Below are 20,478 nucleotides of genomic sequence, written 5' to 3'. Positions count from 1 at the left end.
GGGCCCTGGAAATGCGGTTTAGCTGCGGTAGAGGCTGAAGTGTTCCTTGCAATCCACCAGCTGCTGTTTGGTCAGCATGAACACGCCGTCACCGCCGTTTTCGAACTCCAGCCAGGTGAACGGAATGTCCGGATATTGATCCATCAGGTGTACCATGCTGTTACCCACTTCACAAATCAGCACGCCGTCGTCGGTCAGGTAGTCCGGCGCGCAGGCCAGGATGCGGCGCACCAGCTTCAGGCCGTCGCTGCCCGCCGCCAGGCCCAGCTCCGGCTCAAAGCGGAACTCCTGCGGCAGATCGGACATGTCTTCCGCATCGACGTACGGTGGGTTGGTGACGATCAGATCGTATTGGATCGCGGGAACGTCGCGGAACAGATCGGAACGGATCGGGATCACCTGGTGTTCGACGCCGTGCGCCTGAATGTTGCGCTCGGTCACCGCCAGCACCTCGCTGGAGATGTCCACCGCGTCCACTTCCGCCTCCGGGAAAGCGTAGCCGCAGGCGATGGCGATACAGCCGCTGCCGGTGCACATGTCGAGGATATGGCGTGGCGGGTGTGGGATCAGCGCGCTGAAGCGATCGTTGATCAGCTCGCCGATCGGCGAACGCGGCACCAGCACGCGCTCGTCGACGTAGAATTCCATGCCGCAGAACCAGGCCTTGTTGGTCAGGTAGGCGACCGGGATGCGCTCGTTGACGCGGCGGATCACGCGCTCAACGATGCGATGGCGCTCGCTGGAGGTCAGACGGGCGGTGTGCATGTCCTCCGGAATGTCCAACGGCAGGAACAGGCTTGGCAGCACCAATTGCACCGCTTCGTCCCACGGATTATCGGTTCCGTGACCATAATAGATATTGGCGGCGTTGAAGCGGCTTACCGTCCAGCGCAGCATATCTTGAATGGTGTGCAGTTCGTTCACTGCTTCGTCGACGAAAATTTTGTCCAATTTGCCCTCCGGCAGGCGCTGTGTTTCATGATTTAGCCGCATAGTTTGCCATGAAGCCCGCGACAAATCACGCTTGCCCCTCGCGCTTTTCACTCTGGCCCGAGTTTTGCGTCGACAGCGCTCATTCACAAGGTAAACTAGCGAAATAAACGATTTCCGGTGAATGAAGCATGAAGAACAAGCCCCCTCTGAGCCAAGACGAACAACAGCTCTTCAGAGAGTCGGTGGCGGGCGCGAAAAAGCTGCGCCAGGACACCATCGTCCACCGCCCGCCGAAGCCCAAGGTCAAACAGATTGCCCCGCAGCGGCTGCTGCAGGAGCAGGTCGATGCCAGCTATTATTTTTCAGATGAATACCAGCCGCAGCTGGAAGAAGAAGGCCCGACGCGCTACGTGCGCCCCGGCAGCAGCCCGTATGAGCTGAAGAAGCTGCGACGCGGCGATTACTCGCCGGAGCTGTTTCTCGATTTGCACGGCCTGACCCAGCTGCAGGCCAAGCAGGAGCTGGGGGCGCTGATCGCCGCCTGCAAACGCGAACACGTGCACTGCGCCTGCGTGATGCACGGGCACGGCAAGCACATTCTCAAACAGCAAACGCCCCTGTGGCTGGCGCAGCATCCCGACGTGCTGGCGTTTCATCAGGCGCCGAAGGAATGGGGCGGCAACGCCGCCATCCTGCTGTTGGTGGAGCTGGCCGAGTAGCCCCCGCCGCAGAAACGACTCAGGGCGATGTCAGACATCGCCCTGAGTTTATTCCGCACCGCATCCGCGGTTCACACTTTGGCCATCACCTGCGACGGGCTGACCTGCCATTCAAACTTGCCGTAGCTGCCGTCCGCCGGCAGATCGACGTTGGCAATCGCCGAGGTCGCGAACATCGGCGGGCACTCGCCCGGGCACAGTTCGGCCACCAGATAGCCCACCAGCGGCAGGTGCGACACGATCAGCACCGAGCTCACCCCTTGCATCGCCAGCGCCTGCAGATAGCTGCCGACCTGTTCGGCGTTGCCGCCCGGCGTCAGCTCGGGCAGCACTTCTTCGCCCTCCGGTAGCGTCAAGGCTTCACGCACCGTCGCCAGCGTCTGTTCGGCCCGCAGATAGGGGCTGACCAGCACGCGTTCAATATCCACAGACTTGGTGTTCAACCAGGCCGCCATCTGACGGGACTCGTCGCGGCCGCACAGGGTAAGGGGCCTTACCGCATCGCTGGCTGCCTCGAGCGCCGCCTCTCCGTGACGCATAATCAAAACTTGCATATTGCACCGCTGTTGTTGACAAAGTAACGCTATACAGAAACGCCGTGCGTGCTGTACCGCCGAGTTTTACAACCCAAAGCCAAAGCTTTAAAACGATAACGCGCCGTCTCTTTATGGCGGCCGGGCATTTTGCCTGAAAGTTTGCCTAAAGAAAACGCTGTTTTTTACAGCAATCCTCCCCGGGCAAACCTCGATTGCTCACAGAACAATCAATTCAACGGGTTAAATTTTAACCTTTCCGCCATGAAATTTATTGATGGCGGTCAAGCTAACTTACCGCTGCCGCAGCCTCGCTGTACAGCCTCACCGGCTGACGCTGTCGCAAGGAGTGATGGCGATCACAACGCGCCCCTGTTGCAACTATAGTGCAAATCGGGCCGCCCTGCGTTCAGCTCCCCAGCGGGTAAAAGCGCTCGCCCTGCTGCGCCATGCGCTGCAGGCGTTCGCACGGGGCGAAATGCTCGCCGTGCTGCTGACGCAGGTAGTCCAGCGTCTTCACCACTTTCTCGGCGCCAAGCTCGTCCATATAGCGGAACGGGCCGCCGAGGAACGGCGGGAAGCCGATGCCGAACACCGCGCCGATGTCGCCGTCGCGCGCGCTGCGGATCACGCCTTCGTCCAGGCAGCGTGCCGCTTCGTTCAGCATCATCATCACGCAGCGCTGAGCGACGCTCGCCGGCAGCATGTGCGCCTTCGGCGTGACGCCGAGCAGCGTATACAATGAGGTATCCGCACGTTTGCGCCGCTGCCGCTGCTGCCCTTCGCTCGGGTAGAGATAGAAACCGCGGCCGTTCTTGCGCCCTTTGCGCCCGTCTTTCAGCACCGCATCGAACGCGGCAGGCGCGGCGAAGCGCGGCCCCAGCGCCTCGACCAGCACGGGAATGATCTTGGTGCCGACGTCGATGCCCACTTCATCCAGCAGGGTGATCGGGCCGACCGGGAAACCGAAGTCCACCAGCGCCTTGTCCAGCGACTCAATCGGCTCGCCTTCCAGCAGGCAGCACGCCGCTTCGTTGATGTACGGCGCCAGGATGCGGTTGACATAAAAACCGGCGCTGTCGCCCACCACGATGGCGGTTTTGCCCTGCTTGTGCGCCAGCGCCACGGTGGTGGCGATGGTCTCTTCGCTGGTGCCGGCATGCGGGATCACTTCCACCAGCGGCATCTTGTCCACCGGGCTGAAGTAGTGCAGGCCGATCACCTGCTGCGGCCGCTGGGCCTTTTCGGCGATGCGGCCGATAGGCAGCGAGGAAGTATTGGAGGCGAACACGGTATGCGGCGCGCAGTTGGCTTCTACCTCGGCCACCATCTGCTGCTTCAGCGCCAGATCTTCGAACACCGCCTCGACCACGATATCCACCTGTTCAAAGCCAGTGTAATCGGTAGAGCCGGAGATCAGCATCATCTGCTTTTGCCGTTCCGCCGGGCGCATGCGCTTGCGGCGCACCCGCTTGCCGAGCACGTCCCAGCTGTATTTCAGCGCATGGTTGATACCGGTTTCATTGATGTCTTTGATGCGAACCGGCAATCCGCCGCGGGTGGCGGTGACGCAGGCGATGCCGCCGCCCATCAGGCCGCCGCCGAGAATGCCGACGCGATGCAGGGCGTGCGGCTGGGCATTGCCGCCCCGCTCCTTTTTCAGCGCGGTGGAAGCGAAGAACAGGCTGCGCAGCGCCGCCGACTGCGGCGTCATCGCCAGCTCGCCAAAGGCGCGTGCTTCGGCCTCATAGCCGCTGGCGCTGCCGTGATCCAGCCCGGTGCGCACCACCTGAATGATGCGCTCCGCCGCCGGGTAGTTGCCGTGGGTTTTCGCCAACGTTTTCTTGCGCACGATGCTGAACAGCAGACTTCTGCCCAGCGGGCCGTTGAGCAGGCGATCCTGCCACGGTAGCTCGCGCTGATGCTTCCAGCCCTGCTTCACCCGCTCGATGGCGGTCTGCAACAGAATCGACTGCGGCACGGCGTCGTCCACCAACCCCATGCGCAGCGCCTGGCGGGCGCGAATGTGCTTGCCGGTCAGGATCATGTCCAGCGCCTTGGCGGCGCCGACCAGGCGCGGCAGGCGCTGCGTGCCGCCGGAGCCCGGCAGCAGGCCCAACTGCACTTCCGGCAGCCCGAGCGCGGTTTTGTCATCCAGCGAACAGACGCGGCCATGGCAGGCCAGCGCCAGCTCCAGGCCGCCGCCCAGGCAGGCGCCGTGAATGGCCGCCACTACCGGCACCGGGAACGCGGCGATCTGCGCCAGCGTGCTCTGCCCTTTCCTGGCCAGCGTTTCCGCCTCTTTGGCGCTGGTGCAGGCGGCAATCATAGTGATGTCGGCGCCTGCGATAAACGAGTCCGGCTTGCCGGAAACGATCACCAGCCCTTCCAGCGCGGTATGCTGCTGCGCCCGGATCAGCACGTCGTTGACCTGTTCGACGAACTCGGCCTTGAGCGTGTTCACCTTGTCGCCCGGCACGTCGATGGTGATCACGCCGATGTTGTCGGGGCGAATCGTCAGCTGAAAGGCCGACGGTTTGGCGCGCTGTTCATGCAATGCGTTTTCGAAGCTCATCATTCCACCTCCACGATCATCGCGGCCCCTAACCCGCCGGCGGCGCAGGCGGTGGTCAGGCCCAGCCCGCCGCCGCGGCGTTTCAGCTCATGCAGCGTCTGGATGATCATGCGCGCGCCGGTGGCGGCGAACGGGTGGCCATAGGCGATGGAACCGCCCAGGACGTTGAATTTGTCCATGTCCACCTCGCCGATCGCCTGGCTGCGGCCAAGCTTCTCACGGGCGAACTCTTCGCTGGCGAACATCTTCAGGTTGGCCAGCGTTTGCGCGGCGAAGGCTTCATGCATGTCGATGAGCGTCAGATCGGCCAGACCGATGCCGGCGCGATCCAGCGCCAGCGGCGTAGCGTAGGAAGGCCCCAGCAGCATGTCTTCCCACACGTCGATGGCGGCGAAGGCGAAGCTGCGCAAATAGCCCAGCGGCTGCAGCCCCAGCTCTTTGGCGCGCGATTCGCTCATCATCAGCACCGCCGCCGCGCCGTCGGTCAGCGGCGTGCTGTTGGCCGCGGTGACGCTGCCATGCTTGCGATCGAACGCCGGCTTCAGCTTGGCGTAGGAAGCCAGGCTGGAATCTTTACGGATGTTGTTGTCTTCAGAAAGCTGCGCGCGGTAAGGCGGCACATAGGCGGTCATCACCTCGTCGCGCAGCCACCCTTCCCGCCAGGCCTTGGCCGCCAGCTCGTGGGAACGGTGCGCCAGCGCATCCTGCGCTTCACGGGTGATGCCGTGGCTCTTCGCCATCTGCTCGGCGGTATCGCCCATGCGCAGGCCGGTGGAATACTCCGCCACCGCCGGCGGCACCGGCATCAGATCGCGGAATTTCAGCCGGCTGAACAGTTTGAGGCGCTGCGACAGCGTGCGCGCCTTGTTGACGTCCACCAGCGTGCGCGCCAGCGCCTTGCTGACGCCGATCGGCAAGACGGAAGAAGAATCCGCCCCGCCGGCGATGCCAACGCTGATGCTGCCGGCCATGATGCTCTCCGCCACGTTGGCGATCGCCTGGAAGCTGGTGGCGCAGGCGCGCGACACGCTGTAGGCGTCGGTATGGACGCTCATGCCGGTGCCGAGCACGATTTCACGCGCGATGTTCGGCGCCTCGGGCATTTGCACCACCTGGCCGAACACCAGTTGTTCGATAAGCTGCGGATCGATGCCGCTGCGCGCCAACAGCTCGCTCACCGCCGTTTTCCCTAAATCCACCGCCGGAATGCCGTGATAGGCAGTCGCCTGTTTGGCAAAGGGGGTACGCAGTCCATTCACAATCGCAATGCGGTCACCATGACGGGTCACCAACGGCAGTGCCTTACTCATAAATGCTCCTGAAGAAAATAACGTCAGCGCAATGGGCAGAAAGAGGTCTGACCTGATGAGGTCATTGTTAACCAAACGGTTACATTTGGCAAACCGGCAGAGATCAAAACTGCGAGCAGGCGCACTTTCTATCGGGGGCGATGTGGGGAGAGCAATCCCCGGCGCGCGGCAGGCGGCTCCGGGGGTAAAGCGGGGATTAACGCAGGCCGAGCTGGAAGATCAGGGTTTCCGCCTGGCAGGCGAAGGTGAAATCGGCCTCCAACTGTACGCCGCCGTCAACCGGTTTAATGCTACTGCTGATGTCACAAGGGTCGGATTCTACCGCGCGCGCCTTTTCGCTCAGGGCGGCCAGCATCGCCTCCGCATCTTGTTGATTGCTGAACACCTGGCTGTAGGACGCGGTGCAATCGGTGTTATCCATCACGGTGCCGACATCCACACAGCAACACGCGGCGGTTTCCTGGGCGCTGCATTTATTAATTGCATCTGACATGATTGGTTCTCCTCAAAGGCCTCGGTTATCAGCCCAAATTGCCGTTTTACTCACCGGCACAAAGCCACAAAATTCTGCAGGTATTTTACGCTTCCACGCAGGCAATCACTAGCACTTACTTTTAATGGGTGTTTTAAGTGATGGAAATCACAAATAAAAATGAGCGCCTGCTAAGAAATGGTAAGAATTTTGTTATTTACCGCTGACGTTTTGTTAAGCAGATCTCTTTTTTGATATCAGGTTGGAAATATTTCAAAAACAAACTTGCAACATTTTCACAGGTCAGACCTATACTTCAGCCACTGGTCTGATTTGTCTGAACGATAACGGACCCTACAATCCCGCGCTCCTTGTTACCTCGTGTAACAATAGTTTAAATAATAAACACATAATGAGGTTTTGGTCATGAGCCAGAAAAACCTATTGACTAAATCAGCTCTCGCAGCTGCAGTGGCAATTATCTCTTCAAACGTGTCTGCCGCAGGATTCCAGCTGAATGAGTTCTCATCAGCTGGTTTAGGACGTTCGTATTCTGGCGAAGGCGCCATGGCGGATACGGCGGCCTCCGCAAGCCGCAACCCGGCGTTGCTGATGATGTATACCCGCCCGGAACTTTCTTTCGGCGCGGTCTTCATCGACCCGGACGTTGACATTACCGGTCAATCCCCTTCCGGCGCCAGTTTGGATTCGAAAAACATCGCGCCGACCGCCTGGGTGCCGAACCTGCATTATGTTCACCCGATTAACGATCAGTTCGCCGTAGGCGGCTCGGTCACCAGCAACTACGGTCTGGCGACAGAATTCAACGACGGCTATACCGCCGGCGCTTACGGCGGCAAGACCGATCTGACCACCCTCAACCTGAACCTCAGCGGCGCATATCGTCTGAATCAACACTTCAGCTTCGGTCTGGGCTTCGATGCGGTGTACGCCAAAGCCAAACTGGAACGTTACGCCGGTGAACTGCCGAAGCTCATCGCCGGTTCAGGCCAATTACCGCCGCAGCTAGCCGGCCCTGTTTCGCAGATCCCGGCAGATACCCAGATTTCGCACCTGAAAGGCGACGAATGGGGCTTCGGTTGGAACGCCGGTATTCTGTACGAAGTGGATGAAAACAACCGTTACGGCCTCACCTACCGCTCTGAAGTGAAAATCGACTTCGACGGCGACTACAAGAGCAGCCTGCCTTCAGCCTTCAACCCGCTGCTGGCCTCTCAAGGTCTTCCGTGGGGCACCAACGGCAACACCATTCCGGGTTCTCTGAGCCTGCACCTGCCGGAAATGTGGGAGCTGTCCGGTTACAACAAAGTGGCGCCGCAGTGGGCCATCCACTACAGCCTGGCCTACACCAGTTGGAGCCAGTTCCAGGAGCTGAGAGCCACCGGCAACAACGGCCAAACGCTGTTCGAGAAGCATGAAGGCTTCAAAGACGCTTACCGCATCGCGCTGGGTACCACCTACTTCTACGACGACAACTGGACCTTCCGTACCGGTATCGCCTTCGATGACAGCCCAGTGCCGGCACAGAACCGTTCGATTTCCATTCCGGATCAGGACCGTTTCTGGCTGAGTGCCGGTACTACCTATGCGTTCAACAAAGACGCGTCGGTCGACGTCGGCGTTTCCTACATGCACGGCCAGAAAGTCACCATCAAAGAAGGCCCTTACACCTTCAACTCTGAAGGTAAAGCCTGGCTGTACGGCGCCAACTTCAACTACCGCTTCTAATCTCGCCTGAGATGGATGCCAAAGCGCCCCGCGGGGCGCTTTTTCTTTGCCTGCCGCGTGCTGCCGGCATAAAAAACCCGCCTGCCGGCGGGTTTTTCATTGGCGTGACGCCCGTGATTACTGCGAGTCGATCTCGTCCAGTTCGCCCTGAATCGCCTTGGCGTTCGGGTTCTCTTCCGGCTTGAGCGAGCCGCCGTTGGCGATGAAATCGTGGCGCTGGAAGTAAGCTTCGCGCACCATGATGTAAGGATCGGAGGAGTTGCGCAGCAGGCCGTCGGAATCCAGCAGCTGGGCGCGGGTTTCGATCCCCTCGACCACCCATTTGCCCGCCGACATCCAGAAGGTGAGGTAGCTCAGCATCGGATACAGCGTATCCGCAAAGTCGCCGCCGTCTTCACGCAGGGTGAAGCTGCCGTAGCCCGGCAGCATCACGTACGGGCCATAACCTACATCGTAATGCCCCAACGTGCTGCCGAAGCGGTTCGGCTCTTCGCGCGCCAGTTTCGGGTTGGCCATGCCGGCAACGTCGATCAGGCCGCCCATCCCGAGCAGGGTGTTCAGGAAGAAGCGGTTGAAGTGAATCATCCCGCGGTAAGGGTCGCCCTTGAGGAAGGCGTTGACCATGCTGGCCGGCTCTTCCAGGTTGGAGGTAAAGTTGCTGATGCCGTTACGCGCCGGCATCGGCACGTAGTCACGCCAGGCCACCGCGACCGGACGCAGGATATAGGGATCCAGGACGTTGTAGTTGAAGTCGAACATCGTCCGGTTGAATCCTTCCAGAGGATCGGAACGCCCTTGCGGATCGTTGTCTGGCGCGCTGGCACAGCCCACCAGTAATACCGTTGCGAATGCCACCCCAGTCAGGCGAAAGTTCATATTTTTCTCCATAAAAACACGTTCGGTCTTATTTTTCAGTGACCTGCTTGTTTATCTGAACGCTAACCTGCTCTTTACCGCTGAATGTCTGCAGCGAGCTTTCGCCGAACCAATCCCCCGGCTGCGGCGTGGCCAATCCGTCCTGTGAGAGGCGCACACGCACCTGCACCTGATGCTGCGCCGAGAGCAGACGCTCGGGCATCATGGCGTTGCCGTCATCCAGTGAGAAAGACAGCGGAAAACGGCTCAGCGGCAATTGTTTTACCGCCACCGGCACCGGGCTAACGCCGTCAGTGACCGAAATGACCAGCGTCCCCTGCGCCGGCAAGGCTTTCGCCGCCTGCGGTGACAGCGAAACGGTCACATTCAGTTTAACATTTTCTCCGCCTGCCTGGGCTTTTGCTTGTGCAATGCTGCGCTTTATCACTTCCGCGCGCGGATCGTTGGCCGGCAGCAGTTGCAGCATCACCTGCCAGGCACCGATCGCCTGCTTGAAATCGCCCTGTTCGAAGGCATTGAACGCCAACAGGCTCAGCACCCGCGGATCGCCGTGGTTTTCCGCGATCATGCGCCGCAGCAGCTGCGTCGCCTGCTTGTTATCCTCCGGATCGTTGGAGCGCGTCAAGACCTCGGCATAGCCGAGCCGCACTTCCAGACTATTCGGATCCAATTGATAAGCATGGGCAAACGCCTGCGTGGCGGTGGTGGCGTTGTTCAACGCCATGCCGACGCGCCCCAGCATCATCCAGTCGTTGATGTTGCGATCGTCCTGCTGCAGCGCGGTGCGCAGCCCCAGCCCGAGGCGGGCGATCTCTTCCATGCTCAGCGGTTTGGCGCGCTCATTGGCGACGCGCTCGCGCAATTCCGGCATTTGCGCCTGCACCAGACGCCAGTCCAGCACCTGCGCCAATCCGCCGGTTTTCAGATAAAAGCCAACGGTCACCGCCAGCAATAACAGCACGCCCGGCACCAGCGCCCAACGATTGATCGGTTTCGCCTGCGCCGCTTGCTCGGCCGGGATGTCGTTCAACAGGTTCTGTTGCAGCTCTTTCACCAGCTCCGGGCGCTCGGCCACCACGCCCTGCTGCTCGTCCTGCTCCAGCTCGCTGAGACGATCCTGATAAAAAGCCTTGTTCAACGCATCGCGCGTGGCGGCGCTCTGCTTGCCGTGGCGCATTGCCGGCACCACCAGCAACGCGACGGCGCCGGCCAGCAACACGCAAATAATCAGCCAAAAAGCCATTAGGGTTTCTTCCTGTCAGTCTCTTGCAACAGCGCCGCCAGGCGCTGCCGTTCCCGTTCGGAGAATGCATCGTCCACCGCCGCGCCAGGCCGGCGCCGGGCGCGCAGGATCACCACCGCCCCGCCGATCAGCACGAACAGCAGCGGGCCGATCCACAAGATCAACGTCGCCGGCGTTACCGGCGGCTCGTAGGTGACGAAATTGCCGTAGCGCGCCACCATGTAATCAATGATCTGCTGCTTGCTTTGCCCCTGCATCATCAGCTCGTACACCTTAGTGCGCATGTCGGCGGCGATGATGGCGTTGGAATCGGCAATGCTGTTGTTTTGACATTTCGGGCAGCGCAGCTGTTCGGTCAACTCGCGATACTGCTGCTCCTGCTCGACGGAGTTGAAGCGATAGGTATCGATCGCCGCAGCGGCGCTCCAGCTCAGCAGCGCGGCGCACAGCAGGACAATCAGCCTCATGCCTCACCCCCGTACTTTTTATACAGCGGCAGCACTTCCTGCTGCCAAACGCGCTCGTTCATGTCGCCGGCGTGGCGGTAACGAATAATCCCCTGTCCGTCGATAAGGAAGGTCTCAGGCGCGCCGTAGACCCCGAGATCCAACCCCAGCATGCCGTCGCCGTCGTACAGGCTGAGGGCATAGGGATTGCCGAGGGAATTCAGCCAGGTCACCGCCTTGGCGCGATCGTCTTTATAGTTCAGGCCAACCACCCGCACGCCGCGCGCCGCCAGCGTATTGAGATACTGGTGTTCCGCGCGGCAGGTCGGGCACCAGGTGGCCCAGACGTTGAGCAAGATCGGCTTGCCGTCGCGCAGCACCGCCTGATCGTAGGTTTTGCCGGGCTGATCCAGCGATTCCAGCCTGAAGGACGGCACCGGTTTGCCGATCAGCGCCGATTCCAGCATGGTCGGATCTTCGCCGCCGGCGTTGCGCGTCAGCTGCACCATCAGCGCCGCCACCAGCAGCAGGAAGAGGACCAACGGGATAAACAGCAGTTTACGATTCATGGTTGCGCCTCCAGCTTGCCTTCGCGCTTGAGTTTTTTGCTCATGCGGTAACGCGGGTCGAGGATGCACAGCAGGCCGCCGATCGCCATAAAGACGCCGCCGAACCAAATCCAGCGCACGAAGGGTTTGTAATACAGGCGTACCGCCCAGGAGCCGTCCTCCAGCTCCTCGCCCAGCGCCGCGTACAGATCGCGGCTGAAACCGCCGTCGATCGCCGCTTCGGTCATCATGCTGCGCGCCACGCTGTAGTAGCGTTTCTCCGCGTGCAGCGTCGCCTCCGGCTTGCCGTTGCGCGTGACGTCGATGATGCCGACGCCGCCGCTGTAGTTCGGGCCGCGAATGTCGTGCACGTCGCGGAACACGAAGTGATAGTTGTGAATATCCACGCTGTCGCCGGCCTTCATCCGCACGTCGCGCTCCACGCTGTAGTTCTGGCTGAAGGCGATGCCGATCACCGTCACCGCCACGCCGAGGTGGCCGAGCACCATGCCCCAGTGGCTGCGGGACAGCTGGCGCAGGCCGCGCCAGAAACCGTGACGGTGGGTAGCGCGCTCATGCAGCTCCATCAGCGTCAGGATGATCACCCACAGCGCCATGATCAGGCCCACCACCGTCATGCCGGCGATGCTGTCCTGCAGCAGCCACGGCAGCAGGATTGACAGCACCAGCGTCGCCAACAGCGCCACGCCGAGGCGGCGCCACAGCTTGCTCGGCTCATCGCGGCGCCAGCGCACCAGAGGCCCGATGCCCAACAGCAGCGCCAACGGCGCCATCAGCCAGGTGAACATGGTGTTGAAGAACGGCTCGCCGATCGAGATGCTGCCCAGCCCCAGCTGTTTGTGCACCAACGGCAGCAGCGTGCCCAACAGCACCACCAGCATGGCGGCGATCAGCAGCACGTTGTTGCCCAGCAGGAAGGTCTCGCGCGAGAAGGTCTCGTGCTGCACCCGGCTGCGCACCTGGCCGCCCTTGACCGCGTACAGCAGCAGCGAACCGCCGATCACGATCACCAGATAGGCGAGGATAAACATGCCGCGCGCCGGATCGGAGGCGAAGGAGTGCACCGAGACCAGCACGCCGGAACGCACCAGGAAGGTGCCCAGCAGGCACAGCGAGAAGGCGGTGATCGCCAGCAACACCGTCCAGGCTTTGAACGTGCCGCGTTTCTCGGTCACCGCCAGCGAATGCATCAGCGCGGTGCCGGCCAACCACGGCATAAAGGAGGCGTTCTCCACCGGATCCCAGAACCACCAGCCGCCCCAGCCCAGCTCATAGTAAGCCCAGGCCGATCCGAGCACGATGCCCAGCGTGAGGAACACCCAGGCCGCGGTGGTCCACGGGCGTGACCAGCGTGCCCAGGCGGTGTCGAGCCGGCCGGCCATCAGCGAGGCGATGGCGAACGCAAAGGCGACCGAGAAGCCGACGTAGCCCATATACAGCAGCGGCGGGTGGAAGATCAGGCCGATATCCTGCAGCAGCGGGTTGAGATCGCTGCCGTCGATCGGGAAATTCGGCAGCGTGCGGGTGAACGGGTTGGAGGTCATGATAATGAACAGCAGGAAACCGGCGGTGATCATCCCCATCACCGACAGCACCCGCGCCACCGCATCCTGCGGCATCGCCCGGCTGCACAACGCCACCGCCAGCGACCAACAGCTCAGCAGCAGCACCCACAGCAGCAGCGACCCCTCATGCGCCCCCCAGGTGGCGGCGATGCGGTAATACACCGGTAGTTGGGTATTGGAGTTGGTGGCCACGTAGGCGACGGTAAAATCGTTGACCACGAAGGCGTGCACCAGGCACAGGAACGCCAGCGCAATCGCGGCGAACATGCCGTAGGTCAGCGGGCGGGCGACCGCCATCATGCGGCTGTCTTGCCGCGCCGCGCCCCACTGCGGGTAAATGCTCAGCAGCAGCGCAATCGCCAGCGCCAGGCACAGCAGAAAACTGCCCAGTTCCGGCATCATGACTTGGCGCCCTCCGCCTGCGGCGCGTTATACGCTTCCGCCGGGCCTTTGTGGTTCTCTTTCATCGCGTCGGCCACTTCCGGCGGCGTGTATTTTTCATCGTGTTTGGCCAGCACTTCGCGCGCATTGACCACGTTGCCCTCACCCAGCACGCCCTGCGCCACCACGCCCTGCCCTTCGCGGAACAGGTCCGGCAGAATGCCGGTGTAGGTCACGCCGATCGCGCCGCGCGCGTCGTAAATCTTGAAGCTGACCTGCAGCGTATTGGGATCGCGTTTCACCGAGCCCGGCATCACCATGCCGCCGATGCGCAGCCGCTGGCCGACCTCGGGCTTCTCATGATTTTCGCCCTTGCCCTGCAGGATCTCACCCGGGGTATAGAACAGATCGATGTTGGAGCGCAGCGCGTACAGCATCAGGGTCGCGGTCAGCGCGATGCCGATCAGCACAACGATCGCCAGATAAAGGCGGCTTTTACGACGTGGATTCACAATGATTTCTCCCGCGGTGCGGCGGATTTTTGTTTTGATTGTTGCGCATGGCGAATGCGCCGCTCGCGCGCCTGACGGCGGCCGATCTCGGCGAGCAACTGCCGCCGTTGCCAGACGGTGTGCGCCACCAGCCCCAACAGCGAAATCACCGTGGCGGCGACCGCCAGCCAAACATAGAAGGCGTAACCGCCCATGGCGAAAAACGCCGACCAGGAATCGAATGCGGCATTCATGACTGACGCTCCTTATTCACCAGCCCGGCGACCCACGGGCGCTGGCGCTCCTGGAACAGGATCAGATTGCGCAGGCGCATCAGCGTCAGCGTGACGAACAGCAGCAGGTAGCCGAGGATCGCCCAGCGCAGCGGGGTGCGCATACTGGGCGCGATGGACTGCTGCATGTTGGTCGAGCCCTGATGCAGCGTATTCCACCATTCGACCGAGAAATGGATGATCGGGATATTCACCACGCCCACCAGCACCAGAATCCCGGCGGCGCGGCCCGCCAGGCGGCGGTCTTCAAAGGCGTTGTACAGCGCGATGACGCCCATATAAAGGAACAGCAGCACCAGCTCGGAGGTCAGACGCGCATCCCACACCCACCAGGTGCCCCACATCGGCTTGCCCCAGGCGGAGCCGGTCACCAGCGCGATAAAGGTGAACACCGCGCCGATCGGCGCCATCGCCGCCACCACGGTATCGGACATTTTCATCTGCCACACCAGGCCGATAAACGCCGCCACCGCCATCGAGGCGTAGATACCCATCGACCACATGGCCGCCGGCACGTGAATATAAATGATGCGGAAGCTGTCGCCCTGCTGATAATCCTTCGGCGCGAAACCAAAGCCCCATGCCCAGCCAAGCAGCAGGCAGGCCGCCGCCGCCAGCCCCAGCCAGGGGATAAAGCGGCCGCAGACGTGATACAGCCGTTCAGGCCGCGCCAGTTGATGTAACCATTTCCACATTGTCGTCAGTGCTCACGGTAATTTTTATGCGTCGGCCGCCCCGAGGGTTCGAAACGGCGAAAATCTTCTGCGGGGTACGCTCTTGTCGGCCTTGCCCGTCTGTTCATTCAATACGTTAGCTAGTGTACGCTCACTCGCAGCGCCGCCGCGGTGGCAAACGGCGCCAATGTCACGCTGCCCGCCAGCATCGCGCCGAGTATCGCCAGGTAACCGTCGATCGGCATGCCCATCGAAGCGGCGTCGATCGCCCCGGTGGCGAAGATCAGCACCGGAATATACAGCGGCAGCACCAGCAGGCTGAGCAGCACGCCCCCTTTGCGCAGGCCGACCGTCAACCCCACGCCGATAGCGCCGATCAGGCTCAGCGTCGGCGTGCCGAGCAGCAGCGTCCCCGCCACCGCCAGCCAGGTCTGCATATCGAGCGACAGCAGCAGCGCCACCAGCGGCGACAGGATCAGCAGCGGCAGACCCGTCAAGACCCAGTGAGCACACACTTTGCCCAGCACCGTCATCGGCAGCGGCGTCGGCAGCAGCAACAGCTGCTCCAGCGAGCCATCGAGGAAATCATCGCGAAACAGCCGCTCCAGCGACAGCAGCGAGGCCAGCAGCGCCGCCACCCACACGATGCCCGGCGCAATGCGCGCCAGCAGCTGCGGCTCCGGGCCAATCCCCAACGGGAACAGCGTGATCACTATCAGGAAAAACCACAGCGGGTTGACAATCTCCGAGCCTGTACGGCAGGCGATCTTCAGTTCGCGGCGCACCAGGGTCAAAAACATCACAAACTCCCCGCGTCGTGTTCCGCCAAACGAATTTTGCCCACCGTTTGGCCGACGCTGGCCAAATCCTGATGGGTGGTCAACAATACCATGCCGCCCCGCTGCGCATGTTGTTCAAAAAGGCTAATCAACTCGGCCACGCCCTGTTTGTCGATCGCCGTCAGCGGTTCATCGAGGATCCACAGCGGCGCCGCGCTGAGCCACAGCCGCGCCAACGCCACGCGCCGCTGCTGCCCGGCGGAAAGCTGCGCCACCGGCAGATCTTCGTAACCCACCAGCCCCACCTGCTCCAGCGCGCGCCAGATGGCCTGATGCTCGGCCGCGCCGCGCACCGCCTGATAAAACTGCAGATTTTCGAAGGGCGTCAATACGGCTTTGATGCCGGGCTGATGGCCGATAAACAGCAAATCTTGCTGGTAATTCGCGCGATCGCGCAGCGTGTTGCGCCCGCGCCAGCACACCTCGCCGCCGTCCGGCCGCGCCAGGCCGGCGAGAATGCGCAGTAAACTGGTCTTGCCCGCGCCGTTCGGCCCTTCTACCTGAATGATATCGCCCGGCTGAACTGAAAAGCTTAGCTCGCTAAACAGGATGCGCTCATCGCGCACGCAACTCAGACTTTTGGCTTCCAGCATCGGGGAACTCATATTTTTCTTTGGGATAGCGAATCATAGCATAAGCCTTTCCCCGCACGCAGCCCGCGGCGGGCGCGCCGACGGGCCAATATGGCGAGCAGGATCAAGAATGCGTGGAAAAAATCGGCGGATTTTAACTCTTGTTACCTTTTTCTGTATTTCGCCGCATTTAACTACGCTTAATGACGTGAACTCACCCTTATGAAGCAGGAGCGACAGCATGAACGAACAGCGACGCCAGGAGCACGAGCTGGATGAGACGATGCAGGTAGAGAGCGAAGAACAGGAACAGGGCAAGCGCGAAATCGAAGTCAGGGAAGAAAATCTGCCTTCGCGCGCGGCGGCGGTGCATGAACAGATCCGGATGGAAGGCGAAAAAGAGCTGGAGCGCGACTGGCTGGCATTGCTGTGGTCGGCGATCGCCGCCGGGCTGTCGATGGGCGCCTCGCTGGCGGCAAAGGGCATTTTCCACGCCCGCCTGCCGGACGATCCCAGCCGCTTTTTCATCGAGAACCTCGGCTACACCTTCGGTTTCATCATTGTCATCATGGCGCGCCAGCAGCTGTTTACCGAAAATACCGTCACGGCGGTATTGCCAATCATGCATAAACCCACGCCGCGCAACCTGCTGATCCTGCTGCGCCTGTGGGGCGTGGTGCTGCTCGGCAACCTGATCGGCACCGGGCTGGCGGCGCTGGCGTTTACCCATATGCCGCTGTTCGACGCCGAGACGCGCGGCGCCTTCATCAGCCTGGGCGAAGAGGTGATGCGCCATACGCCGGGAGAAATGTTCGCCAACGGCATCCTGGCCGGCTGGATCATCGCCACCATGGTGTGGATGTTCCCGGCCGCCGGCGCGGCGAAAATCTGGGTGATCGTACTGATGACCTACCTGGTGGCGATTTGCGATCTGACCCATATCGTGGTCGGCTCTGTCGAGATCCTCTATCTGGTGTTCAACGGCGCGATTGAATGGCAAGAATTCATTTACCCGTTCGCCCTGCCGACGCTGGCGGGCAACATCATCGGCGGCACCTTTATCTTTGCGCTGATAAGCCACGCGCAGATCCGCAACGATTTGAGCGCCAAAAACCGGGCGGCGCGCCTGCAAGAGGAAAAACGGTGCCACGGCGGGGAAAAACCGTGATCGCCGTCGGTTAGCCGAGGAAATTTCGGCATGAACTGGCGAGGTATTGAGCAAACGCGCCGCTAAGCGCTTATTCTGCGGGTAAAAAAAGGTATAATGCCCCGGCAGCTTCGGTTGCCGACCCGCAGCGTCCCCGTAGTTAAACGGATATAACAAGCCCCTCCTAAGGGCTAGTTACTGGTTCGATTCCAGTCGGGGACGCCATTCTTTCTTATCCAGCCATTCCCCATCATCTGCACCCGCAATTCCCCTTTTCCCCCGTTCAGAGCCGGTTTCCCCCGAGCGTTATGATTGGCATTAATTAAAAAACTTAATATCCGTCGGAGTAGAAACCGTCGTCGCCTGCCCTCTGGCCTGCAACTCGCCCTTCTCATCATCGAAATCGAACAACATAACGGTATTGGTAAACACATTCGTCACATAGAGATGGTTACCGCCGGCATCGAAAGCGAGCGCACGCGGCTCAATACCGCCGGCCTCATAGCGCGTTGGCACATCTGGCAGCCCATCCTCGCCAATTTTTAATACCAGCAGGTGGTTATCGGCACCGCGATTGGTGGCAATAAGATATCTGCCGCTCGGGCTGAGGATTATTGCCCCACCGCTTTTCGCCTCCGCTGAATCCTGCCCGCCGTTCAGTTTCACCTTCCCTTGCCGCGTCAATCGATGGTCGCTGACGGCAAACACCTCGATTTCACTCGCCATTTCAGTGATGACGTAGGCGTATTCCCCTTCTGGCGAGAACGCCATGTGCCGTGGGCCGGCGCCGGGTGCGAAGGCGACATCGCGCGAAGCATCCGCTTGCAACGGCTGCGCGTTGCCCGAGCGATAGCGGTAGGCGCGCAGCTTGTCCCCGCCGAGATCCGCCGCGTACAGGTATTGGCCATCGAGGCTGAAGGTGGTGGAGTGCGCATGGCCCCCTTCCTGGCGCCCCTGCACGGCGCCGGAGCCGGGCGTGAACGGAAAATGCTGCACCCGTTCCCCCAGTTTGCCGTCGCCGCCAATCGGTAATACCGTCACCCCCGCGCCGCCTTTGGCGACGGAGTAGTTGGCGACAAATAGAAACTTGCCATCCGGGCTGAGGGTGGCATGCGTCGGCTGCCGGCCCGCGCTGCTCACCGTATTCAGCACCCGCACGGCGCCGTCTTTGTCTATCGCCAAGGCAGTGACCGTTCCCGCGTTCTCCTCATTGGTGACATAGGCGAAACGGCCATCGCGAGATTTTACGATCCATGACGGGCTTTTCATTTTAATCACGTCGAGCAGCGTTAATGTGCCGTCGCCATTAACCGCCAGACGATAGAGGCCTTCACTGGGGTGCGCCGGTTTCTGCACCGCAGGCGCATCCGGAATATGGGTCCAGGTGCCGACTAACGCTATTTGCTGATGCTCCCGATTATTTGCCATCGCATTTCCTGAAAACATGAAAAGAGTTAATGCCAACGCGAATTGAATGGCCTGTCTGGCTAAACCGGCCACGCTCGCTCCGCCAGACACAGACAATGTCAAAGGTAGCATACGGCGCGCATAATGACGCTTATTCATCGAATCGGTGGATTTCTCTATACTCATGATGTTTCCTTTTCTCAACGCTACGCCACAGGAATAAGTATATCGACATTGACGACGCGACTGTGTAAATGCTCATGTCTATATAGTTCGATAAAAAAACTTTCTCTCACCTTGACATTGATAGCCGGCAGATAGGCGTCATAGATATCTGCAAAAAAATCAATGTACTCAGACAACTCACCCATAAAGGGGATGACAATATATTTCCCTCTGGGTATGTAGAAATTGAAGATAGAATGAAAAACCTCTTGCTCCTTACCGTTTGAATGCCATTTTCCCGCTCTGTTGTTTTCCGCACGATAAGCCTTCCCATGCTTGCTTAACCATTTCTCATTAGTCTGCGTAATGTCACCGGCATCTCTGTATTTCCTTATGGAATGGAAGATCAATGCCTTGTACTGCTTTAACAGCTCGATATCATCCGGCATGACCGTGTGATAAAAATAGGGTTTCTTGTCAGTGCCATACGGTGGGATCTGGGTGGAAAAATCCCATCCCTGGCTGTTCCTAAAGCTGTTGGGCGTTTCGCCAAAGAAACGTTTAAACGCCCGCGTGTAACATTGCTGAGAGGCAAAGCCCGATGCCAAGGCGACATCCAATATGTTCCCTTGATGTTGTTTAAGCAAGATTGCGGATCGGCTCAGCTTTCTGTTTCTGATATAAGTCCCTAACGTAATGCCAAAATAATGTTTAAACAGCCGCTGTAAATGCCATTTAGAGTAACCCGAGATAATAGACACTTTCTCAACAGAAAGTCCCTCTATAATATTCTTCTCCATATACTCTAACACCTGTAAAAGAATATCTTTTCGATAGTCCATACGCGCTCCTTGCTTTTATAAAAATTGTGTCCTTTTCATTAAAATCGTTAACCAACCAAATCAAGTCATTAAGATTAATCCTAAAAAAAATCACCCTGACAACGCCATTTTTACGGCATGGGAAAAGTCATCATATAAATAACTGAAAATGATCATGTTATATAAATACGCTTACGAAAAACACGCGAATAAAAAATGCGCCACGCAAAGTGCATCCATTAAAGATGCATTTGCCCCGCCGTGGCAAATCACACTTTATGTTAATTGTTTTATCTTAAAGTGTTTTTTTGTATCCCAATTGCATGACCAAATAGGAATTTCATCATTGCAAATTAAAATGCATTTTATAATCAGGCTGACTGATAAAACTTATTGAGGCTAATAAATAAAAGCATGAGCAGCGTTTGAAAAGAAGATAGGGACAGGCTCATTTTCTGAACATCGGGCCAGAAAATCACAGATCGTAATAGGGAGCTTCTTTTATCTTTTTTCCTGCGCTGAGAAGAACCGATGTTTTAACACATCTTGCTCGATGCCCTATTTTACCCTCCACGCCAATTGGGGCGCTACTTTGCCCACCGTGAACCACCGGCCCTCCAACGTAAAAGCCTCGTGCCGACTCGCACCGTGCGTTGTTGCCAGAATAGCCTGATTGCCCAGTAAAAAGCCCAGCCTAT

20 protein-coding genes and 1 tRNA gene are annotated in these 20,478 nt (G+C 59.7%); 4 read left to right on the top strand and 17 right to left on the bottom strand.

The genetic code is table 11. The features are described from left to right. Window positions 1–18 precede the first annotated feature (18 nt). Window positions 19–951 carry a 50S ribosomal protein L3 N(5)-glutamine methyltransferase gene (gene prmB, locus ACSBQQ_RS00625; protein WP_033648158.1) on the bottom strand — a complete coding sequence of 311 codons (933 nt, stop codon included), beginning with the start codon at window positions 949–951 and terminating at the stop codon, window positions 19–21. Window positions 952–1,121: 170 nt separating this feature from the next. On the opposite strand from prmB, the gene smrB reads away from it, so the two are divergent. Next, window positions 1,122–1,652, top strand: a complete 531-nt coding sequence (gene smrB / locus ACSBQQ_RS00620) for an endonuclease SmrB (protein ID WP_033635388.1) — start codon at window positions 1,122–1,124, stop codon at window positions 1,650–1,652. A gap of 71 nt (window positions 1,653–1,723) precedes the next feature. Here the strand turns inward: smrB and sixA are convergent, their stop codons facing one another. The 4 genes from sixA to ACSBQQ_RS00600 all read right to left on the bottom strand — a co-directional run bounded on the left by sixA (window position 1,724) and on the right by ACSBQQ_RS00600 (window position 6,563). Continuing rightward, the gene (sixA, locus tag ACSBQQ_RS00615) at window positions 1,724–2,206 is read right to left on the bottom strand and encodes a phosphohistidine phosphatase SixA (protein ID WP_004936230.1); all 483 of its coding nucleotides are present in this window, start codon (window positions 2,204–2,206) and stop codon (window positions 1,724–1,726) included. Window positions 2,207–2,594: 388 nt separating this feature from the next. After that, complete coding sequence (gene fadJ, locus ACSBQQ_RS00610; RefSeq protein ID WP_033648084.1) at window positions 2,595–4,760, bottom strand: fatty acid oxidation complex subunit alpha FadJ; 2,166 nt, start codon at window positions 4,758–4,760, stop codon at window positions 2,595–2,597. Continuing rightward, on the bottom strand, window positions 4,760–6,070 hold the full coding sequence (gene fadI / locus ACSBQQ_RS00605; protein WP_033648085.1) for an acetyl-CoA C-acyltransferase FadI: 1,311 nt from the start codon (window positions 6,068–6,070) through the stop codon (window positions 4,760–4,762). Before fadI ends, fadJ begins: the two co-directional genes overlap by 1 nt. Window positions 6,071–6,266: 196 nt before the next feature. After that, window positions 6,267–6,563 carry a YfcZ/YiiS family protein gene (locus ACSBQQ_RS00600; RefSeq protein ID WP_072145088.1) on the bottom strand — a complete coding sequence of 99 codons (297 nt, stop codon included), beginning with the start codon at window positions 6,561–6,563 and terminating at the stop codon, window positions 6,267–6,269. 405 nt (window positions 6,564–6,968) lie between these two features. On the opposite strand from ACSBQQ_RS00600, the gene fadL reads away from it, so the two are divergent. Then, window positions 6,969–8,291 carry a long-chain fatty acid transporter FadL gene (gene fadL / locus ACSBQQ_RS00595; protein ID WP_033648086.1) on the top strand — a complete coding sequence of 441 codons (1,323 nt, stop codon included), beginning with the start codon at window positions 6,969–6,971 and terminating at the stop codon, window positions 8,289–8,291. Between the two features lie 117 nt (window positions 8,292–8,408). Here the strand turns inward: fadL and mlaA are convergent, their stop codons facing one another. The 10 genes from mlaA to ccmA form a co-directional block, all read right to left on the bottom strand. Next, complete coding sequence (gene mlaA, locus ACSBQQ_RS00590) at window positions 8,409–9,167, bottom strand: phospholipid-binding lipoprotein MlaA (RefSeq protein ID WP_033635394.1); 759 nt, start codon at window positions 9,165–9,167, stop codon at window positions 8,409–8,411. A gap of 28 nt (window positions 9,168–9,195) precedes the next feature. After that, entirely contained in the window at window positions 9,196–10,410 is a 1,215-nt protein-coding gene (ccmI, locus tag ACSBQQ_RS00585) for a c-type cytochrome biogenesis protein CcmI (RefSeq protein ID WP_043147776.1), read from the bottom strand. Continuing rightward, on the bottom strand, window positions 10,410–10,877 hold the full coding sequence (locus tag ACSBQQ_RS00580) for a cytochrome c-type biogenesis protein (protein ID WP_033635396.1): 468 nt from the start codon (window positions 10,875–10,877) through the stop codon (window positions 10,410–10,412). The genes ccmI and ACSBQQ_RS00580 overlap by 1 nt, the downstream gene beginning before the upstream one ends. Further along, window positions 10,874–11,425 (bottom strand): DsbE family thiol:disulfide interchange protein, encoded by a 552-nt coding sequence (locus tag ACSBQQ_RS00575; protein WP_039564917.1) that lies wholly within the window; start codon window positions 11,423–11,425, stop codon window positions 10,874–10,876. The genes ACSBQQ_RS00580 and ACSBQQ_RS00575 overlap by 4 nt, the downstream gene beginning before the upstream one ends. Then, the gene (locus ACSBQQ_RS00570) at window positions 11,422–13,392 is read right to left on the bottom strand and encodes a heme lyase CcmF/NrfE family subunit (protein WP_039564915.1); all 1,971 of its coding nucleotides are present in this window, start codon (window positions 13,390–13,392) and stop codon (window positions 11,422–11,424) included. The genes ACSBQQ_RS00575 and ACSBQQ_RS00570 overlap by 4 nt, the downstream gene beginning before the upstream one ends. Then, entirely contained in the window at window positions 13,389–13,883 is a 495-nt protein-coding gene (gene ccmE, locus ACSBQQ_RS00565) for a cytochrome c maturation protein CcmE (protein ID WP_004936264.1), read from the bottom strand. The genes ACSBQQ_RS00570 and ccmE overlap by 4 nt, the downstream gene beginning before the upstream one ends. Next, entirely contained in the window at window positions 13,880–14,116 is a 237-nt protein-coding gene (ccmD, locus tag ACSBQQ_RS00560; protein WP_039564913.1) for a heme exporter protein CcmD, read from the bottom strand. Before ccmD ends, ccmE begins: the two co-directional genes overlap by 4 nt. After that, window positions 14,113–14,850 carry a heme ABC transporter permease gene (locus tag ACSBQQ_RS00555; protein WP_004936270.1) on the bottom strand — a complete coding sequence of 246 codons (738 nt, stop codon included), beginning with the start codon at window positions 14,848–14,850 and terminating at the stop codon, window positions 14,113–14,115. Before ACSBQQ_RS00555 ends, ccmD begins: the two co-directional genes overlap by 4 nt. Before the next feature lie 119 nt (window positions 14,851–14,969). Further along, window positions 14,970–15,629 carry a heme exporter protein CcmB gene (ccmB, locus tag ACSBQQ_RS00550; protein WP_049212421.1) on the bottom strand — a complete coding sequence of 220 codons (660 nt, stop codon included), beginning with the start codon at window positions 15,627–15,629 and terminating at the stop codon, window positions 14,970–14,972. After that, entirely contained in the window at window positions 15,629–16,261 is a 633-nt protein-coding gene (gene ccmA, locus ACSBQQ_RS00545; RefSeq protein ID WP_048321847.1) for a cytochrome c biogenesis heme-transporting ATPase CcmA, read from the bottom strand. The genes ccmB and ccmA overlap by 1 nt, the downstream gene beginning before the upstream one ends. A 220-nt stretch (window positions 16,262–16,481) precedes the next feature. On the opposite strand from ccmA, the gene ACSBQQ_RS00540 reads away from it, so the two are divergent. After that, entirely contained in the window at window positions 16,482–17,408 is a 927-nt protein-coding gene (locus tag ACSBQQ_RS00540; RefSeq protein ID WP_048321848.1) for a formate/nitrite transporter family protein, read from the top strand. Between the two features lie 129 nt (window positions 17,409–17,537). Further along, window positions 17,538–17,612: transfer RNA gene (locus ACSBQQ_RS00535), tRNA-Arg, on the top strand. A 93-nt stretch (window positions 17,613–17,705) separates the two neighbouring features. Here ACSBQQ_RS00535 and ACSBQQ_RS00530 read toward each other — a convergent pair. Then, complete coding sequence (locus ACSBQQ_RS00530; protein WP_223182163.1) at window positions 17,706–18,980, bottom strand: lactonase family protein; 1,275 nt, start codon at window positions 18,978–18,980, stop codon at window positions 17,706–17,708. A gap of 20 nt (window positions 18,981–19,000) precedes the next feature. Continuing rightward, entirely contained in the window at window positions 19,001–19,801 is an 801-nt protein-coding gene (locus ACSBQQ_RS00525; protein WP_039564901.1) for a helix-turn-helix domain-containing protein, read from the bottom strand. Window positions 19,802–20,478: the final 677 nt, after the last annotated feature.

This window comes from Serratia sp. G204Y (assembly GCF_051172435.1).
Taxonomy (GTDB): domain Bacteria; phylum Pseudomonadota; class Gammaproteobacteria; order Enterobacterales; family Enterobacteriaceae; genus Serratia; species Serratia sarumanii.
This window is presented reverse-complemented; position numbering and strand designations above follow the sequence as displayed.

Coding starts and splice junctions, on each gene's coding strand:
- smrB (WP_033635388.1), top strand. CDS start 1,122: ATGAAGAACAAGCCCCCTCTGAGCCAAGACGAACAACAGCTCTTCAGA.
- sixA (WP_004936230.1), bottom strand. CDS start 2,206: ATGCAAGTTTTGATTATGCGTCACGGAGAGGCGGCGCTCGAGGCAGCC.
- fadJ (WP_033648084.1), bottom strand. CDS start 4,760: ATGAGCTTCGAAAACGCATTGCATGAACAGCGCGCCAAACCGTCGGCC.
- fadI (WP_033648085.1), bottom strand. CDS start 6,070: ATGAGTAAGGCACTGCCGTTGGTGACCCGTCATGGTGACCGCATTGCG.
- ACSBQQ_RS00600 (WP_072145088.1), bottom strand. CDS start 6,563: ATGTCAGATGCAATTAATAAATGCAGCGCCCAGGAAACCGCCGCGTGT.
- fadL (WP_033648086.1), top strand. CDS start 6,969: ATGAGCCAGAAAAACCTATTGACTAAATCAGCTCTCGCAGCTGCAGTG.
- mlaA (WP_033635394.1), bottom strand. CDS start 9,167: ATGAACTTTCGCCTGACTGGGGTGGCATTCGCAACGGTATTACTGGTG.
- ccmI (WP_043147776.1), bottom strand. CDS start 10,410: ATGGCTTTTTGGCTGATTATTTGCGTGTTGCTGGCCGGCGCCGTCGCG.
- ACSBQQ_RS00580 (WP_033635396.1), bottom strand. CDS start 10,877: ATGAGGCTGATTGTCCTGCTGTGCGCCGCGCTGCTGAGCTGGAGCGCC.
- ACSBQQ_RS00575 (WP_039564917.1), bottom strand. CDS start 11,425: ATGAATCGTAAACTGCTGTTTATCCCGTTGGTCCTCTTCCTGCTGCTG.
- ACSBQQ_RS00570 (WP_039564915.1), bottom strand. CDS start 13,392: ATGATGCCGGAACTGGGCAGTTTTCTGCTGTGCCTGGCGCTGGCGATT.
- ccmD (WP_039564913.1), bottom strand. CDS start 14,116: ATGAATGCCGCATTCGATTCCTGGTCGGCGTTTTTCGCCATGGGCGGT.
- ACSBQQ_RS00555 (WP_004936270.1), bottom strand. CDS start 14,850: ATGTGGAAATGGTTACATCAACTGGCGCGGCCTGAACGGCTGTATCAC.
- ccmB (WP_049212421.1), bottom strand. CDS start 15,629: ATGTTTTTGACCCTGGTGCGCCGCGAACTGAAGATCGCCTGCCGTACA.
- ccmA (WP_048321847.1), bottom strand. CDS start 16,261: ATGCTGGAAGCCAAAAGTCTGAGTTGCGTGCGCGATGAGCGCATCCTG.
- ACSBQQ_RS00540 (WP_048321848.1), top strand. CDS start 16,482: ATGAACGAACAGCGACGCCAGGAGCACGAGCTGGATGAGACGATGCAG.
- ACSBQQ_RS00530 (WP_223182163.1), bottom strand. CDS start 18,980: ATGAGTATAGAGAAATCCACCGATTCGATGAATAAGCGTCATTATGCG.
- ACSBQQ_RS00525 (WP_039564901.1), bottom strand. CDS start 19,801: ATGGACTATCGAAAAGATATTCTTTTACAGGTGTTAGAGTATATGGAG.